The sequence below is a fragment of the Microvirga arabica genome, from assembly GCF_016811235.1.
Taxonomy (GTDB): Bacteria; Pseudomonadota; Alphaproteobacteria; order Rhizobiales; family Beijerinckiaceae; genus Microvirga; species Microvirga arabica.
The window spans coordinates 89,386-106,650 of the sequence record NZ_JAFBID010000013.1; the positions used below are offsets into that span (position 1 = coordinate 89,386).

12 protein-coding genes are annotated in these 17,265 nt (G+C 65.0%); 1 reads left to right on the forward strand and 11 read right to left on the reverse strand.

The genetic code is table 11. The features are described from left to right. Positions 1–95: 95 nt before the first annotated feature. Complete coding sequence (locus tag JQC81_RS09590; RefSeq protein WP_246520330.1) at positions 96–887, reverse strand: dienelactone hydrolase family protein; 792 nt, start codon at positions 885–887, stop codon at positions 96–98. Positions 888–1,080: 193 nt separating this feature from the next. Between JQC81_RS09590 and JQC81_RS09595 the strand changes: the two genes are divergently transcribed. Further along, the gene (locus JQC81_RS09595; RefSeq protein WP_203271588.1) at positions 1,081–3,099 is read left to right on the forward strand and encodes an AI-2E family transporter; all 2,019 of its coding nucleotides are present in this window, start codon (positions 1,081–1,083) and stop codon (positions 3,097–3,099) included. A gap of 4 nt (positions 3,100–3,103) precedes the next feature. Here JQC81_RS09595 and JQC81_RS09600 read toward each other — a convergent pair whose 3' ends face one another. From JQC81_RS09600 to JQC81_RS09645, 10 genes are all read right to left on the reverse strand, one after another. Next, positions 3,104–4,087 (reverse strand): peptide ABC transporter ATP-binding protein, encoded by a 984-nt coding sequence (locus tag JQC81_RS09600; RefSeq protein WP_203271589.1) that lies wholly within the window; start codon positions 4,085–4,087, stop codon positions 3,104–3,106. Beyond that, positions 4,084–5,100, reverse strand: a complete 1,017-nt coding sequence (locus tag JQC81_RS09605; protein WP_203271590.1) for an ABC transporter ATP-binding protein — start codon at positions 5,098–5,100, stop codon at positions 4,084–4,086. Before JQC81_RS09605 ends, JQC81_RS09600 begins: the two co-directional genes overlap by 4 nt. Positions 5,101–5,102: 2 nt before the next feature. Beyond that, on the reverse strand, positions 5,103–6,014 hold the full coding sequence (locus tag JQC81_RS09610; protein ID WP_203271591.1) for an ABC transporter permease subunit: 912 nt from the start codon (positions 6,012–6,014) through the stop codon (positions 5,103–5,105). Next, positions 6,011–7,021, reverse strand: coding sequence for an ABC transporter permease subunit (locus JQC81_RS09615; RefSeq protein ID WP_203271592.1), 1,011 nt, complete (start codon positions 7,019–7,021; stop codon positions 6,011–6,013). The genes JQC81_RS09610 and JQC81_RS09615 overlap by 4 nt, the downstream gene beginning before the upstream one ends. A gap of 66 nt (positions 7,022–7,087) precedes the next feature. After that, positions 7,088–8,689, reverse strand: a complete 1,602-nt coding sequence (locus JQC81_RS09620; protein ID WP_203271593.1) for an ABC transporter substrate-binding protein — start codon at positions 8,687–8,689, stop codon at positions 7,088–7,090. Positions 8,690–8,945: 256 nt separating this feature from the next. Further along, positions 8,946–10,847 (reverse strand): response regulator, encoded by a 1,902-nt coding sequence (locus JQC81_RS09625; RefSeq protein ID WP_203271594.1) that lies wholly within the window; start codon positions 10,845–10,847, stop codon positions 8,946–8,948. Next, positions 10,844–12,568 carry a response regulator gene (locus tag JQC81_RS09630; RefSeq protein WP_203271595.1) on the reverse strand — a complete coding sequence of 575 codons (1,725 nt, stop codon included), beginning with the start codon at positions 12,566–12,568 and terminating at the stop codon, positions 10,844–10,846. Before JQC81_RS09630 ends, JQC81_RS09625 begins: the two co-directional genes overlap by 4 nt. Continuing rightward, a complete protein-coding gene (gene cheB, locus JQC81_RS09635; RefSeq protein ID WP_203271596.1) occupies positions 12,565–13,632 on the reverse strand; it encodes a chemotaxis-specific protein-glutamate methyltransferase CheB in 1,068 nt (355 codons plus the stop codon). Before cheB ends, JQC81_RS09630 begins: the two co-directional genes overlap by 4 nt. A 10-nt stretch (positions 13,633–13,642) precedes the next feature. Then, a complete protein-coding gene (locus JQC81_RS09640; RefSeq protein ID WP_203271597.1) occupies positions 13,643–15,859 on the reverse strand; it encodes a hybrid sensor histidine kinase/response regulator in 2,217 nt (738 codons plus the stop codon). A gap of 27 nt (positions 15,860–15,886) precedes the next feature. Beyond that, a partial coding sequence (locus JQC81_RS09645; RefSeq protein WP_203271598.1) for a methyl-accepting chemotaxis protein occupies positions 15,887–17,265 on the reverse strand: 1,379 nt, incomplete at its 5' end.

Sequence of the window (17,265 nt, forward strand, 5' to 3'; positions counted from 1 at the left end):
GTTTTCCAGTCACACGATGCTCTCATCCTAGAAAGAAGCATCGGATTCGATCCCAAAAGTGCAAGTCCACTTTTGGGCCCGATGCTTTGGTCGTGTCAGCCATCCACGGAAAGAGGGTCTGAATCCATTGCAGCCCGACTGCCGGCGAGGTGGCGCTGCAGGAAGGCGAGAGCCCTGCGGGTTGCATCCTCTTCCGCCGCGCCCCTGAAGCCGTGGCCCTGGCCGGGATAGACCTTCACCTCGTGCGGCACGTTCTGCTGGCGCAGCAGGGCTTCCACCGCATAGGCGTTCGCCACCGGCACAATGGGATCGGCCGAGCCGTGCAGCACCAGGGTCGGCGGCAGGCGCGAGGTGGTGGCGACCGCGCCCTGCGGCAGCGGCCCGAAATAGTTCACCAGCGCCTTCACCCGCGGATCGGTGCTCGACACGGCAAGCCCCAAGGCGGCTCCTAAGGAGATGCCCACGATGCCGATCCGGCTCCCGTCGGCACCCGGATGATTCGCCGCAAAGGTCAGGGCATCCTGAACCGTGCTCATCCAGGGCATGAAGTTCTGGAACAGGGTGCTGAACGACGCCCGCTTCTCGCCCGTGCGGTCGAGATAGTGAACCAAGTGAACCTGATATCCGGCTGCCGCCACGGTGCGGGCCGCTTCGCGGTACTGGCTGTTATAGCTCAGGCCGTCGGCGCCGTGTAGCATGAGGAGCGTGGGACGAGGCGAAGTGCCGGAGCCTTGAAAGGTTTCAACGGCAATCGCCTTGCCGCCGCTCTTGAACGTGTTGCGCTGTGCGGTGAGAGGCATCGAGAGGGACTTGTCCTGTTGGGCCTGGGCGTTGGAGGAGACAGCAAGGGCTGCCCCGATCAGAAGGCTGCGTCTGGTGATCGACATGGGAGATTAAAAGCCGCTCGGCGGGAATTTCGTGCCCTTGAAATGGGTGCGCATGCCGGCCGCTTGCAGATGGCAAAAGGTCCCAGCATTTCGAACGGACAAGCTTTCGGCCAAGGTTGAGGATCGTTTCAGGCTTGAGCACGTTGTTTGCAGGCCAGCGGGATCGTCTCGCCGGCCTGTTGAGATCACCTGAATGCGTCCAGCACCCACTCCTGCGCCTTCTCCGGAGACCGAGATCCAGCCCCCAGGCGTCCCGGGGCTTTCCGGCCTGCTGACCCTGGCCGTGGGCGTGGTTGTGCTGGCCGCGCTCTATGTCGGGCGGGAGGTGTTCCTGCCCGTCGTGCTCGCCATCCTGCTGGCGTTCGTGCTTGCTCCGTTCGTCGAGCTGCTGCGCCGGTGGCGCATGGGCCGGGTGCCGGCCGTCATCATCGCGGTGCTGGTCGCCCTCGGGATCATCATCTCCCTGGCGACCGTTATCGGGTTCCAGGTCGCCGGCCTAGCAACCGACCTGCCGCGCTATCAGAGCACCATCGAGACGAAGATCGGCCACCTGCGCGAGGGGTCGCTCGGCAAGCTGCCGGCGATCCTTAAGGATTTCGGCCGCCGCTTCGACCAAGCCGTGGCGGAGCCCCCGCCGGAGCAGCAGGCACCCGCGTCTCCCAATGCAGCCACGCCCCCGCCTCCCGAGGAGCCGAAGCCTCTCCCGGTGGAGGTGCATGAGCCGGATCCGACGCCGGCCCAGGTCGCCAGGAACGTGCTTCTGCCCCTGCTCGAGCCGCTGGCCACCATGGGCATCGTGTTTGTGGTGCTGATCTTCATCCTCATGCAGCGCGAGGATTTGCGTGACCGCATGATTCGCCTGTTCGGGGCGAGCGACCTGCATCGCGCCACGGCCGCCATGGACGATGCTGCGCGGCGCCTGAGCCGCTACTTCCTGACCCAGCTGGCGCTGAACGCGTCCTTCGGCGTCGTCGCAGCGGCAGGTCTCTGGCTGATCGGGGTGCCGAGCCCGATCCTATGGGGCGTATTCGCGGCCCTCATGCGTTTCGTGCCTTACATCGGTTCGTTTCTCGCTGCCGTGCCACCAATCCTGCTGGCCGCAGCCGTCGATCCTGGCTGGTCCATGGCTCTCATGACGCTTGCATTCTACGCGATCGGCGAGCCGATGATGGGTCATGTGGTCGAGCCCGTGGTCTATGGGCAGAGCACGGGCCTTTCATCCTTTGCCGTCGTGATCTCGGCCATCTTCTGGACCTGGATCTGGGGGCCGGTCGGCCTGCTGATCGCAACCCCTCTGACCCTCTGCCTCGTGGTGCTGGGGCGCCATGTGGAGCGGCTCGAGTTTCTCGATGTGATGCTTGGCGACAGACCGGCGCTGACGCCGGCGGAGAACCTCTACCAGCGCATGCTCGCGGGCGATCCGGACGAGGCCCTGGAATCGGCGGAGCTTCTCCTCAAGGAGCGCTCGCTGACGTCCTACTACGATGAGGTTGCCCTCAGGGGCCTGCAGCTTGCCGCCAACGATGCGACGCGCGGCGTGCTCACTCATCGCCAGCTCGATCAGGTCAGGGACGTGATCCGCGCCCTGGTGCAGGATCTGGGTGGGCATGACGATGTGGAGCCCGAGCCGGAGGACACCGAGGACGAGCCGGTCGCGGCTCCGGCCAGCGAGAAGCCCGCCAACAAGGAGCCGGCGGTGCCTGAGCCGATGCCCGAGGAGAGCCGGGTGCCGGAGGCCTGGAGAGCGGACGGCGCGATCCTGTGCATCGCAGGCCGCGGCCCCCTCGATGAAGCGGCCTCCGAGATGCTGGCTCAACTCCTGAGCAAGCACGGGCTCGGCACCCGCGTGGTGCCGCACGAGGCCGTGTCGCGCCGGCAGATCTTCAACCTGGACATGACCGGCGTGCAGATGGTGTGCATCAGCTATCTGGAGATCAGCGGCACGCCGGCGCATCTGCGCTATTTGCTGCGGCGGCTCAAGCAGAAGGCCAAGGCTCCGACCCTGGTCGGCCTGTGGCCCGCCGAGGATGCGGTGCTGAAGAGCGAGACGATGCGCACCCAACTCGGCGCCAATTACTACGTCTCGTCCCTACGCGATGCGGTGGTGCAGTGCCTGAAGGTGGCCACAGGCGAGGAGAAGCAGCCGGACCCGGCCAGTTCAGAGCGTGCAGATGCGGCAACGGCAGCCAAGCGGCTGCCGTTGCCTGCATGATGATTTAGGCCGCTTCTCCCTTCAGGAAATTCTCGGCGTAGTGGCAGGCGACCTTCCGTCCGTCGAGCTCCCGCAGGGCCGGACGCTCGACCTTGCAGCGCTCGGTCACATACGGGCAGCGGGTCGAGAACACGCAGCCCTTCGGCGGGTTGAGCGGCGAGGGGAGTTCGCCTTTGAGCACGATGCGCTTGCGCTTCACGCCGGTGATGCCGGGCGTGGAGGAGAGGAGCGCCTGCGTGTAGGGATGCAGCGGACGCGCGTAGATCTTCTCCTTCGGGCCATGCTCGACTGCGTGACCGAGATACATGACCAGCACGTCATGGGCGATGTGCCGGACGACACCGAGGTCGTGCGAGATGAAGAGATAGGCAAGCCCCATCTCCTCCTGCAGATCGGCGAGAAGGTTGAGCACCTGCGCCTGGATCGACACGTCGAGGGCGGAGACCGGCTCGTCCGCCACCACGAGCTTCGGCGAGAGCATCAGCGCGCGGGCGATTGCGATGCGCTGGCGCTGGCCGCCGGAGAACATGTGCGGATAGCGGTTGTAGTGCTCAGGCCGCAGGCCCACTTTCGCCATCATGGCCCGCGCGCGCTCGGTGCGCTCCGAGCTTGAGAGCTTGGTGTTGATGGCCAGCGGCTCCTCCAGGATCGTGCCCACCTTCTTGCGCGGGTTGAGCGAGCCGTAGGGATTCTGGAATACGAACTGCACCATGCGGCGCAGATCCTTGGCGTAGTTTGCAGGCGGGTTGACCGCATCGATGCCGTCGAGGGTGAGTGCGCCCTCCGTTGGCTTCTCGATGAGTGTCACCATGCGGGCGAGCGTGGACTTACCGCAGCCGGATTCGCCCACGACCGCAAGGGTCTTGCCGGGCTCGATGGCAAAGGAAATGCCGCCGACCGCCTGCAACTCGGCCGGGTCCTTGAACAGGCCGCGCTTGATTTTATAGACCTGCTTCAGGCCTTTGGCTTCGACAACGGGAGCCTTCACGATGCAGCCTCCGTTCCAACGGGATGATCATGCTGAATCTCGGCGTTCCGGTTCGGGTCGCCGAGGGGATAATGGCAGCGGATATGGCCGCCGGCCCAGGCGCGTAGGTCAGGGCGCACGTTGCGCGAATGCTCCGTGGCATAGGCGCAGCGCGGGCTGAACAGGCAGCCCTTGGGACGGTCGTAGAGGCCGGGCACCACGCCGGGGATCGTCGCGAGACGCCCGCCTTCGCTGCGCTCCGGCAGAGCGGCCAACAGAGCCGCCGTGTAGGGATGCTGCGGCGAGGCGAAGAGGTCGACGGCGGAGCGCTCCTCCATGATCTGCCCGGCATACATCACCATCACGCGCTGCGCGGTGTCGGCCACGACGCCCATGTTATGGGTGATCATGACGAGGCCCATGTTGCGCTCCTTCTGGAGCGATATGAGCAGATCGAGGATCTGAGCCTGGATCGTCACGTCGAGCGCGGTGGTGGGCTCGTCCGCGATCAGCAGCTTCGGGTTGCAGGCGATGGCCATGGCTATCATCACGCGCTGGTTCATGCCGCCCGACATCTGGTGCGGATAGGCGGACAACCGGCTTTCCGGCGAGGGAATGCCGACCTGTCCGAGAAGCTCGACGGCCCGGCGCTCGGCGGCCTTGCGATCCATGCCTTCGTGCAGGCGCAGGGTTTCCGTGAGCTGGAACCCGACCGTGAAGGACGGGTTCAGGCTCGTCGTCGGCTCCTGGAAGATCATCGCGACATCTTTGCCGGTGATCTGGCGCCGCTCCTTGTCTGAGATCGTCAGGAGGTCGCGGCCGTTGAAGGCGAGCTTGTCGGCCCGCACCCGGCCAGGGAAGGGGATGAGGCCCATAAGGGCCAGCATCGTGACGCTTTTGCCGGAGCCGGATTCGCCCACGACGCCGAGAACCTCGCCCTCTTCGAGCCTGAGGCTTACGCCGTCGACGGCACGCATGATGCCGCCCTGGGTCGGGAATTCGACCGAGAGATTTTCAATTTCAACAAGAGCCATGATCAGCGCTTCAGTTTTGGATCGAGGGCGTCGCGAAGACCGTCGCCCAGAAGATTGAAGGCAAGCACCGTGATGAGGATGGCGAGACCCGGGAAGGTCACGACCCACCAGGCGCGGAGAACGAACTCGCGGGCATCGGCCAGCATGGTGCCCCATTCGGGCGACGGAGGCTGCGCGCCAAGGCCGAGGAAGCCCAGGGCCGCGGCATCGAGGATCGCGGTCGAGATGCCGAGCGACGCCTGCACGATCAGGGGTGCTGTGCAGTTCGGCAGCACTTCCTTGAACATTAGTCGCGTCGTGCCGGCGCCGCTGACGCGGGCGGCCGTCACGTAATCCTTGGAGGTTTCGGTAATCACCGCCGCGCGGGCCAAGCGCACGTAATGCGGCAGAATCACCAAGGCCACCGCGAGCATCGCGTTCATCAGGCCAGGGCCCAGCACCGCCACGATCACGATGGCGAGCAGAAGGCTCGGCAGCGTGAGGATGATGTCCATCAGGCGCATGATGAAGATCTCGGTCAGGCCGCGGAAGAAGCCGGCCACGAGACCGAGCACGGTGCCGATCGCGATGGAGATCGCCACCACCACGATGCCGATGAGCAGCGACAGCTGCGCCCCGTAGATCAGGCGGGACAGGATATCGCGACCGATGGGATCCGTGCCGAGCGGATAGGCGATCGAGCCGCCCTCCTGCCAGAACGGCGGCTTCAGGGCGATGGTGGTGTTGGTGAGGTTCGGATCGTGAGGGGCGATCACGTCGGCCAGCAACGCGATCAGCACGACGGCCACGATGATCACGAGACCGGCAACAGCGCCGTGATTGGCGCTGAAATAGCCCCAGAACTCACGCAGGGGATGGGGAGGGGTGGCCGTCGGCGCTGCGACAGCCGGAGCTTCCATGGTTTCAGTGGTCATCGCGTATGCCTGATGCGAGGATTGATGAGGCCGTAGGCGAGGTCGACGAGGAGGTTCACGCTCATGACCACCACGCCGAGCAGCAGCGCACCGCCCTGCAGGACGGGATAATCGCGCCGGAAGATGGCGTCGATGAGCCATTTGCCCACGCCGGGCCAGGAGAAGATCGTCTCGGTCAGGATCGCGCCGGTGAACAGCACGCCGATCTGCAGGCCGATCACGGTCACGACGGGAATGAGAGCGTTCCGCAAGGCATGCAGCGCGACGATCCGGAACCGGGAGAGGCCCTTGGCCTTGGCGGTGCGGATGTAGTCCTCGCCCAGCACCTCCAGCATCGCCGAGCGCGTCATGCGGGCGATCACCGCAAGCGGCACGGTGCCCAGCACGATGGTAGGCAGGATCAGGTGCCTGACCGCCGACCAGAAGGCCTCCGGCTCATCCGACAGGAGCGTGTCGATCAGAAGGAATCCGGTGATCGGCTCGATGTAGTACAGCACGTCGATGCGGCCGGAGACGGGCGTCAGGTCGAACTGCACCGAGAACAGCAGGATCAGGATCAGGCCCCACCAGAAGATCGGCATGGAATAGCCGGCCAGCGAGATGCCCATGACCCCATGGTCGAAGATCGAGTTTCGTTTGATCGCCGCGATGATGCCGGCCGGAAGACCGAGCAGAAGCGCGAAGAGGATCGCGCAGGTGGCGAGCTCGATGGTGGCCGGGAACAGCGCCGAGAACTCGCTCAGCACCGGCTCCTGCGTGATCATCGATTTGCCCAGGTCTCCCTGGAGGACGCGCGAGAGATAGATCCCATACTGCACGAGGATTGGCTGATCGAAGCCGTACACCTTGCGCAGTTCTTCCAGGCGGGCGGGATCGATGCCACGCTCGCCTGCGAGAGTTTCGATCGGATCGCCCGGCACGAGGCGGATCAGGAAGAAGGCCAGCAGCGTGATCCCGAGGAAGGTCGGAATGATAAGGCTGACGCGGGTGAGAATGAATCTGAGCATCGGCTGAATGTAAAAAGGCGGAGCGGCCTCAAAAGCCGCTCCGCCGTAGGTTGAAGGGAAGTGAGCTTACTTGCTGTTGATGTCCACGCCATAGAAGGTGTGGCGACCGAACGGCGAGAGCTTGAAGTCCACGACTTCCTTGCGGACCGGCTTCAGCTGCACGGCGTGAGCCACCGTGAACCAGGGAGCCTGCTCCTTGAAGATCAGCTGAGCCTGCTCATAGAGCTTCGTGCGCTCGGCCTGATTCGTGGTGACCTTCGCCTTCGTCACGAGATCGTCGAAGGGCTTGTGGCACCACTTGGCGATGTTGGAGCCCGAGTTGCTCTGCGCCGAGGCGCAGCCCAGCAGGGTGTGCAGGAAGTTGTCCGGATCGCCGTTGTCGCCGGTCCAGCCGAGCTGAGCCATCTGGTGCTCGCCGGCCTGAGCCCGCTTGCGGTACTCACCCCACTCGAAGCTCTTGATCTCGGCCTTCACGCCGATCTTGGCGAGGTCGGCCTGCATGAGCTCCGCGATGCGGCGCGCATTCGGGTTGTAGGGACGCTGAACCGGCATCGCCCACAGGTCGGTCTCGAGCCCATTCGGGTAGCCGGCCTCGGCGAGCAGCTTCTTGGCGGCTTCCGGGTTGTACTCGTCTTCCTTCACGGAGTCGTTGTACGACCACATGGACGGCGGGATCGGGTTCTTGGCCGGAACGCCCGAGCCGAGGAACACGGCGTCGACGATCGCCTTCTTGTTCATGGCCATGTTGAAGGCCTTGCGGACGCGCACGTCGTCGAAGGGCTTCTTCGTGGTCTGATAGGCGAGGTAGCCGACGTTCAGGCCGGCCTGCTCGAGGATCTGGACGTTCGGGTCCTTCTTCATCGCCTCGAGGTCAGCCGGATTCGGATACGGCATGACATGGCATTCGCCCTTCTGGAGCTTCGCCCAGCGCACGGAGGCATCCGGGGTGATCGAGAAGACGAGGTCGTCGATCTTCGCCTTGCCGGCCCAGTACTCGGGGAACGCCTTGTAGCGGATGATCGCGTCCTTCTGGTACTGCACCAGAGAGAACGGGCCTGTGCCGATCGGCTCTTGGTCGATCTTCTCCGGGGTGCCGGCCTTCATCATGGCGTCGGCGTATTCCTTCGACTGCACGCTCGACCACATCATGGCCATGTTGGCCAGGAACGGCGCCTCAGGCTGATTGAGGGTGATGCGGACGGTGTAGTCGTCGACCTTTTCCACCGACTTCAGCAGCTTGGGCATGCCCATGTCGTTGAAGTAGGAGTGGTTCGGGCTCGTGACCTTGAAGAAGGGATTTTCTTCCTTCCACTGACGCTCGAACATGAACACGATATCATCGGCGTTCATGTCGCGGGTCGGCTTGAAATTCTTGTTGGAGTGCCACTTCACGCCCTTGCGCAGGCTGAAGGTGTACACCGTGCCGTCGGCGGAGACTTCCCACTTCTCGGCGAGGCTGGGAACGACCTTGGTGCCGCCGCGCTCGAACTCGACGATGCGGTTGTAGATCTGCTCAGCGGCGTCGAAGGACGTGCCGGTGGTGTTCACGCCGGGGTAGAAGTTCTCGGGGCTGCCTTCGGAGCAGTAGACGAGGGTTTTGGCGGCCAGGGGAGCGGCGGCCAGAAAGGCCGGAACGCAGATGGCTGCGAAAAGGGCTGACTTTTTCATTACCTTTGGTCCTCTGAGACGGCTCTACTCGTGGCCGTTCTGTGACGGAGTTAAGGTGCGAAGCCCCGATATTGTCAATCTGTCCATGCAACAATGGATAATTTTTAGAGGGAATTAACTATTTTCTGAGCCTGCGGCAGTGTCAAGGCGCAGGATTCTTGTCAAATTTCCGCGATTCTTCATGGTTTCGGTCAATTCCCGCCCTGAGCGGGTTTGTCCACAATTGGACGAACAATCCGCCCGGCAGAACGAACCGTCATTTCCGCTGCTGCCCGGACGCTTCACCGACCTTTGCGGCGAGATCGGCGCGGGTAAACGGCTTGTGCAGCATCAGATATCCCTCCGGAACGCGTTTTGGATCGGCATATCCGGTCACGAGCAGGATGCCGAGGCCGGAGCGGACCTCACGGGCCTTGTCGGCAAGCTCGGTTCCCGTCATGCCCGGCATGGCGAAGTCTGCGATCAGCACATCGAGCTGGTCGTCGGCTTTCAGGATGTCGAGGGCTGAAGACCCGTCGGCCGCTTCTACGACCCGGTGGCCCATCTCGTTCAGGTAAGCCGCCGTCACCGTGCGCACTTCCGCGTCGTCATCCACGAGCAGGATGCGCACCTTGGGAGCATCCGGGGCGATAGACTGCTCCTCGAGAGGTGTGCCGCCCTGTGCCTCCACGGCGCGTGAGAGATAGAGTTCCACAGTTGTGCCGACCCCAACCGTGCTGTGGATCGTCACCGTGCCGCCGGATTGCTGCGCCAGGCCGTAGACCATGGGAAGACCCAGGCCTGTGCCCTTGCCCACTTCCTTGGTGGTGAAGAAAGGCTCCAGCACACGCGCCAGCACCTCCGGCGGAATGCCGGTACCGGTGTCGGCCACCGCAATTACCACGTAATCCCCGCCGGCGAGATCGGTGATCCGGCCTTCCTCGACCGCCTCGTTGCGGGTCGAGAGGGTGAGAACGCCGTTCTCCGCCATGGCGTCGCGGGCATTGATGCACAGGTTCAGGATGGCGAGCTCGAGCTGGTCCGGGTCGACCATGGCGGTCCAAAGCTCATCCGTGAGCTGCCGCTCGATCCGAATCACGCCGCCGAGCGTGCGGGTCAGCAGGTCGCCCATGCCAGCGATGACCTGGTTCACGTCCACGGCCTGCAGGCGCAGGTCCCGCTGGCGGCTGAAGCTCAGGAGCCTCTGGGTCAGGGATGCGCCCCGTTCCGCCGCATAGGTGGCATTCTGCAGAAGCCGCGTCAGGCGCGGATCGTCGGGCGCCCGGCGCGAGGCGAGGTCCAGGCTGCCGAGCACGGCCATCAGCAGATTGTTGAAGTCGTGGGCCACGCCTCCGGCGAGGGTGCCGAGAGCCTGCATCTTGTCGGCCTGACGCAGGCGCATCTCCATCAGCTTGCGCTCTGTGATGTCGCGCTCGATGGTGGCGAGATTCGTCACGCTGCCCTGCTCGTCGAGGATTGGGATGTGGTTGATGAGACACCACTGCGTCTTGCCGTCGGGCAGCACGCGCTCCTCGATCACCTCGTCGGGCTGACGCGCTTCGATGGCGCGGCGCTCCGCCTCTTCGATCATCGCGGCCCGCTCGGGCGAGACGTAATCCCTCTCCTTGCGGCCCAGGCAGTCGCCGGCGGTGCAACCGAGGCTCCTGGCCTTGCCGGCGTTCAGGCGCACGAAGCGGCCTTCCAGGTCCTTGAACGAGATCAGGTCGTCCGTGCTCTCCATCAGCCCGTGCAGCAGCGCGCGTTCGGTATCGAGCTCCCGCGCCAGCAGGCGCCGCTGGTAGGCGGAGGCCACCATGTTGGAGAGGGCGGCAGGATCCCAGGGCTTGGGCACATAGGCCATGATGCGGCCTTTGTTGACCGCGCCGATGACCGCCTTCAGGTCCGCATAACCGGTGAGAAGGATGGCCTCGGCATCCGACACGTGTCTCGCTTTCGCCAGGAACTCGTCGCCTTGCATTTCCGGCATGCGCTGGTCCGAGATGATGATGGCGATTTCCGGCTCGCGCCGGAGAATATCGAGGGCCTGGATGGGGGATGAGGACGTCAGCACCCGGTAGTCGTTCTCGAAAAGATCTTCGAGGGCGACCAGGATATCCGGCTCGTCGTCGACCACCAGAATCGTGCCGTTCGTTGCTGTCATCTCGCTCGTCAAGGTCATGAAACAATCTGCCTCGGGATCGTGATGATGAAGCTGGCGCCGCCCGCCGGCCCCGTATTCACCGTGATCGATCCCTTGTGAGCCTGGACGACGCTATAGGCGATGGCCAGTCCAAGTCCAGTTCCAGACCCGACGGGTTTGGTCGTGAAGAACGGCTCGAAGATGCGCTCCCGCAATTCCGGTGGAATTCCCGGTCCCGTATCGGTGATCCTGATCGTATAGGTTGTCTCGTTGCTCTCGGTGTCAATGTCTATGCCGCCGGTTCCCTTGATGGCGTCGGCCGCATTGCCGACGATGTTCATCACGACCTGATTGAGCAGGGCCGGCGAGCAGTAGAGATCCGGAACCGCGTTGTAGTGGCGCCGCACATCGATCCGGGTGCCCAGCTTGTGGCCCAGGAGGGCCAGGACGGTCTCGATTGATTCGGGCACGTTGACCGTCTGGAAGTCGCCCTCGTCCAGGCGCGAGAAGCGCCGAAGATTCAGGACCAGTTCCTGAATCCGGCCGAGTCCGAGTTTCATCGCGCCAATCCGGTCGAGGGATTTTCGAACCTGCCGCTCAAGCCCGACTTCGGGTGGGAGCTTCCCTTCGATTTCCGTGAGCAGCCGCTCAACCGTTCCCTGGTGCGCCTGGATGAAGGCCAGAGGGTTGTTGATTTCATGGGCGATGCCCGCCACCAATTCGCCAAGGGACGCCATCTTGGCGGCCTGGACGAGCTGGGCCTGAGTTCCCTTCAGGAGGTCGTTGGCCTCTTCCAGCTCGCGGTTCGCCTTGGCGAGCGCATCGGCCGAGGCGGCCTCGGCCCGAGCGCGGGCAAGCGCGATCTCGCGCTCGCGCAGTTCCGCCTCGATGCGCCAGTTTTCGTCCTGCATGAGCTTGCGCCGCACGAGCGCGCGGATGCGCACCCGCATCCCATCGGCCTCGATACTGGTCGGGATGATGTCGTCGACACCTGCGGCAAAGGCCCGGGCAAGGAGCTGCCCACCCTCCTCGTGGCCGAGGCCCACGATAGCGAAGCTCGGAGCGTCCGTCCCCGGCAGAGGCGCCAGACCCCGGTAGAGGTTCAGCTGGCGGCAGAGTTCGATGCCGTCGAAGCTCGGACTGAGCAGGTTCACCAGAATGCAGTCCCAGGTGGCATCCGCCGAGTGCACGAGGCGAAGGGCCTCGGCAGGATCTGCGGCGGCCGTGACCGCATAGCCCTCATGGGCCAGCATGTCCTGAAGATAGGTGCGGCGGGTGAGGCTGTCGTCCACGATCAGGATGCACGCCCGTCGAAACGTTCCGAAGCTGGGAGACTGCCGCTCCTCCTGCTCATTGCTTATCAGCGACGAGCGTCGGCGCAGAAGCGCCTTGATCCGCAGGAGAATCAGCTCCTGCTCCGCGGACTTGGAGATATAGGCGTCGGCCCCGCTCTCCAGCCCCTGTCGCTCGACGGTGCGCTCCCGGGCTTCCGTGAGCATGATGACCGGGATGGCGCGGGTGCGGACGTTCAGGCGCATCTGCCGGGTCAGCTCATCCCCGTTCATGCCGGGCAGGTGGTAATCGGCGATGACGAGGTCGGGAAGCTTCTCGTTCAGCCCGTCGAGGGCGGCCTCGGCGGTCGAGCGCCAGGACACCCGGAAGCCGTTCGTCTCCAGCATGTGGCGCAGCTGCAGCGCCTGGGTTTCTGAATCCTCGACGAGAAGGATTTCGGCGGCCTGCGCCATGGGGGCCGTGCTCATTCGCCGTCTCCTCGGGCCAGGCGCAGGATGCGTGGCGCGATCATGTCGAGGGGCAGGCTGACATTGACGCCGCCCATGCGCGCCGCCGCCGCCGGCATGCCGTAGACGACGGCCGTGCTTTCGTCCTCCGACACCGCGTAGCCACCGGCCTGGCGCAGCTCGACGAGGCCTTGGGCGCCGTCCTCCCCCATGCCGGTGAGGATCACTCCCAGGCCTCTGCGACCGAGCGAGCGTGCCATCGATTGGAACAGCATGGTGGCCGAGGGGCGCTGGTTGCCGAGCGGCGGCTCGGCGCTCAGCTTCAGGGTGCCGGCCGAGGACAGAAGCAGGTGCCGGTCGCCGGGCGCGACATAGACCCGGCCGGGGGCCGGGATCTCTTGGTCTTGGGCGAGGCGCACATCGAGAGAGACGAGCCCGTTCAGCCAGGAGGCGAAGCCTTCCATGAAGGGAGCCCCCATGTGCTGGACGAGCAGGATCGGCAGCGGAAAGTTTGCGGGCAGGGCACCGAGGATCTTCGCCAGCGCGGGCGGTCCGCCGGTCGACGCCGCAATCCCCATGATGCTCGGGCGCGTCATGCCCCATTCCGGTTCGCGCCTGGGTGCGGCGGCCTCGCGCCAGGGCGTGAACGAGCGCTGCCGGACGACGGGCACCTGGCTCATGATATAGAGCTGGGTGCAGATGGTGCTGGCGATGGCGGCATAGCCTTCGCTGGAGAGGCCGACGGGCTTCTCCACCACCGTGAGCGCACCGGCCCGCAATGCGTTCATGGAAATCTTGAGCGAGGAATCCTCGATGCTGTCGGCAATGACCACGATGGGCGTCGGCTGCTCCGACATGATCCGGCGCGTGGCCTCCAGCCCGTCGATCCCCGGAAGGCGGATGTCCATGGAGATCACATCCGGCCGCACGCGGCCGATCTCCCGCAGCGCCTCCTCGGCGGAACCGACGGCAGCGGCCACGACGAGGCGCGGATCGCTGGCGATGATATGGACGAGCAGCTGACGGACGACGAGGGAATCCTCGACGACCATCACCCGAACCCGAGACTGCGGCGCCATACTCATCACACGGAACTCACAACACCTGTCCGATCGTGGCCAGCAGCTCGCGCTGATCGAACTTCTGCTTGGTAATATAGGCGCTCGCGCCGAGATCGAGACCCCTGCGCACGTCCTCGGGGTCGGCGCGGGACGTCATCAGGATCACCGGGAGAGTCGAAAGCCTCGGGTCGTTCTTGATCGCCTGCAGCAGGCCGAAGCCATCCATGCGCGGCATTTCCACATCGGCGATCACGAGATCGATCATGGCTTCGCCCGAGCGCAGCACATGAAGGGCGTCAATACCGTCGACGCTGAGCAGAACCCCGTAGCCCTGCGCCTCCAGGATGCTCTTCTCCAGGGTGCGGGTGGTGATGGAATCGTCAACCACGAGGATCGTCCGGGCCTGGCGCTCCTCCTCCTGGACCCACTGCGTGAGACCCAGGCCTCCGCTTGCGAGGCGGCTTTCGTTCCTGATCCAATGCTCGATCAGGCGGTCCGGGCTGAGCACGAGAGCCGGCATCTCGTCTTCCATGAGCACGGTTCCGGAGACCAGATCGTTCAATCCGACAGCCTGGACATCGCTGACGAGCATGGTTCGCACGTCGTGGAACGCGTTGACCGCAAGGGCACAGGTTCGGGAGCCATGGCGGACCAGAACGGCTTTCACGTGGCCGGCCTCGGTGGGCAGGGGAGCATGAGGGGATCCTGTCAGAGCGGCGAGGGCGACAATTGGAACGATAACGTCCTGCCCCCGGATCTCGATCCGGGCTGCCGGGCGGCCTTCTACACTCTCCAGGGTGTCCGCACGCAGGCGCAGGAGGCGCTCCACCGTATGAGCAGGCAGTCCGAACATGCGGCCCTCTGTCTCAAGCAGCAGCAGCGGCTGACGGGCAGCCGTGAACGGCACGTTCAGCACGACCTCCGTGCCGTGCGGGTAGCGGGGCCGGAGCAGAACCGACCCTTGCAGCTTGCGGACCGCTTCCGCCACGACGGACAGGCCCATGCCGCGGCCCGACAGCCTGTCGACTTCGCCTGCCGTCGAGAAACCCGGTGTGAAGACGATGGCGAGCAGCTGATCCATCATCGGCGGCGGGTGGCCTGGAGCCCTGGAATGGAGCAGCCCACGCTCGATGGCGACCTGCTCGATCCGGGCGAGATCGGGACCGCGCCCGTCGTCGCGGATGCTGACGACGAGACGACCGCCGCGTGAGGCCAGTTCCAGGGTGACCTCGGCCCGCTCGGGCTTGCCTTTGGCCATCCGTTCGTCAGGCGGCTCCGCGCCATGGCTCACCGCATTGCGCAGGAGATGCATCACGGGATCCTTGAGGGCCTGAAGCACCTGCCGGTCGACTTGGATTTCGAGACCGAGGCTGCGCACATCCACATCGCGACCGGCCTTGCGGGCGATCTCGCGCACCATCTGCCCGAAGGCGCCGAACACCGTCTCGGCCGAAACCAGGGACACCCGGTCGACGTTCTCGCGGAGCTGGCGGGCGGCCTGCTCGACGGACCAGCTCGAATGCCGTCGCTCGCGGGTCAAGGCGGAGATCCTGCGGAACAGACCCTTCAGGCCCTGGTCGAAATCGCGCAGGCGCGGGGTGAACGATGCGGCGTTGCGCGAGGCACGACTCCCTGGCTGTGCGGCCGCGCCCGAAGCGTTCATCTGCTCTTGCAGCTGATCCCAGCTGCGCCTCAAGCCACGGATCTCAAGCTCGACCTGCCGCAAGTCGTCATCAAGGCTTTCATTTGCCTGCAGCACGGTCAGAAGCTGATGCATGGAAGTGGAGAGCTCCTCCATCTGATCGGCCGCCACGCGCAGATATGCGCTGCCGCCGGCGTCAACGGGAGCGCCTGCATCGGCCTTCGACGGTGAGGGCTCCGATTCGCGAGGTGTCGTCAATGTGGGCGCGGGCTGCGCCTCAACGGGCGACGCTGAGGGCTTGAGAATGCCGGCGACGAGATCCTCGATCAGGTCGAGATTGCGCCGCACCGTGGCGACTGTCGGCTCGTCGAGGGATTGCTGCCCTTCGAGAACCTGGGAGAACAGCGCCTCGAGCTGGTGCGCGACCTCCTCCACAGAGGGCATGTCAACGGCGCGGGCCGCACCCTTCAGGCTGTGCGCCCGGCGAAAGACATCCGTCAGGTCGATCTCGCCCCGGCCGGCCTGGTCGAGCGCAGACCGGATCGCACCGAGATGCTCCCGATGCTCCGCGTCGAAGGCCTCCAGCAGCTGTTTGCGGATATCCGTCACGATGCGCACATCTCCATGCCCGCCGCGTTAGAGACGGTAGCGTTCGGCAAGGCCGAGGAGCTGCTGCGACAGCTGGGACAGATTGGCCGCCGCGGTATCGAGCTGGCGGGTGCCGGCCGCCGTCTGCTGGCTCGCCTGGCGGATGTTCTGAAGCGCACCCATCACCTGCTCGATGCCGAGCTGCTGCTGGTTGGTGGAGGCCACGATCTGCTGGAAGGTCTGCACGCTCTCCTGGATCTGCCCCGAGATGCCGGTGATCGTCTGCTGCGTGATATCGGTGCGCTCCTTACCGGCGGCCACGCGCTTGACGGCCTCCTCGGTGAGCATCACCGACGAATTGATGCCGCGCTGAATGTCGCCCAGGATCGAGCGCACCTGCGTGGTCGCATCTTTGGCTTGATCGGCGAGCGTCTTCATCTCGGAGGCCACGACCGCAAAGCTGCGGCCGTTCTCGCCGGCTGCTGCCGCCTCGATGGCCGCGTTGAGAGCCAGAAGATGCGTGCGCTCGGAAATGTCGTTCACGGAGGCGATGATCTCGCCGACGGCCTGCGTCTTCTCGCTGAGCGCCACGATGTTTTCCGCCACCGCCTCGGCCTGCTCGCGGATCGCGTCCATGGCGCGCGCCGTATCCTCGACCGCCTGGAGTCCCGACATGCTGGTCTGAGCCGCCGCCTGTGCGGAGGCGATGACCTCTTGCGCGCGCTTGCCGATCTGGGCGCCCGAATGGGTGATCTCGTCGACGGTCGCGGCGGTCTCCTGCACGGCAGCGAGCTGCTCCTCGACGGAGGCCGCCTGTTCCTGGGTCGAGGCGCGGATCTCGGCTGCTGCCGCATTCAGGTTCTCGGTCGCCTCTCGGCTCTGGCGTGCGAGCTGGCGCAGGCCCTCGACCATGGAGTTGAGCATCGTGCCGAGATGTCCGATCTCGTCCTTTCCGGTCGTGGCCATCTGGCCGCCCAGCTCTCCGCGTCCCACCCGCTCGACGAAGCCCATGAAGGCGCCGAGGGGGGTTATGATGGAGGAGCGGAGAAGATAGCTGATGATCAGGCTGAGAAGAGCAGTGCCGGCGAGAGCGACGATGATCGAGGTCCGGCTCCTCTCATAGATCTCGCCGGCCTGCCGCTGCCCGACAACGTTGGCCTCGGCCAGAACGGCCCTGGCATTGTCAAGGGTTCTGACCCATTCGGTGCGCCGCTCGTCCAGGATCGCCTGGGTTCTCTGCATGGTGGCAAGATCGCCGCTCCGCAGCTCGGCAAACTGCCGCTCGCTTGCGGATCGCAGCTGGCGCAGGCCTTCGCTGGCCTCTCTGAGAAGATCCGTCACCCGCTGCCAGGCGGCCCCGCGTTCCGGAGTGATCGACTGCGCCGCGAAACCGCCCGCCATGGCCGTCGCCTGGGCGATATCGGCTT

Coding starts and splice junctions, on each gene's coding strand:
- JQC81_RS09610 (WP_203271591.1), bottom strand. CDS start 6,014: ATGACCACTGAAACCATGGAAGCTCCGGCTGTCGCAGCGCCGACGGCC.
- JQC81_RS09605 (WP_203271590.1), bottom strand. CDS start 5,100: ATGGCTCTTGTTGAAATTGAAAATCTCTCGGTCGAATTCCCGACCCAG.
- JQC81_RS09625 (WP_203271594.1), bottom strand. CDS start 10,847: ATGACCTTGACGAGCGAGATGACAGCAACGAACGGCACGATTCTGGTG.
- JQC81_RS09590 (WP_246520330.1), bottom strand. CDS start 887: ATGTCGATCACCAGACGCAGCCTTCTGATCGGGGCAGCCCTTGCTGTC.
- cheB (WP_203271596.1), bottom strand. CDS start 13,632: ATGAGTATGGCGCCGCAGTCTCGGGTTCGGGTGATGGTCGTCGAGGAT.
- JQC81_RS09595 (WP_203271588.1), top strand. CDS start 1,081: ATGCGTCCAGCACCCACTCCTGCGCCTTCTCCGGAGACCGAGATCCAG.
- JQC81_RS09615 (WP_203271592.1), bottom strand. CDS start 7,021: ATGCTCAGATTCATTCTCACCCGCGTCAGCCTTATCATTCCGACCTTC.
- JQC81_RS09630 (WP_203271595.1), bottom strand. CDS start 12,568: ATGAGCACGGCCCCCATGGCGCAGGCCGCCGAAATCCTTCTCGTCGAG.
- JQC81_RS09620 (WP_203271593.1), bottom strand. CDS start 8,689: ATGAAAAAGTCAGCCCTTTTCGCAGCCATCTGCGTTCCGGCCTTTCTG.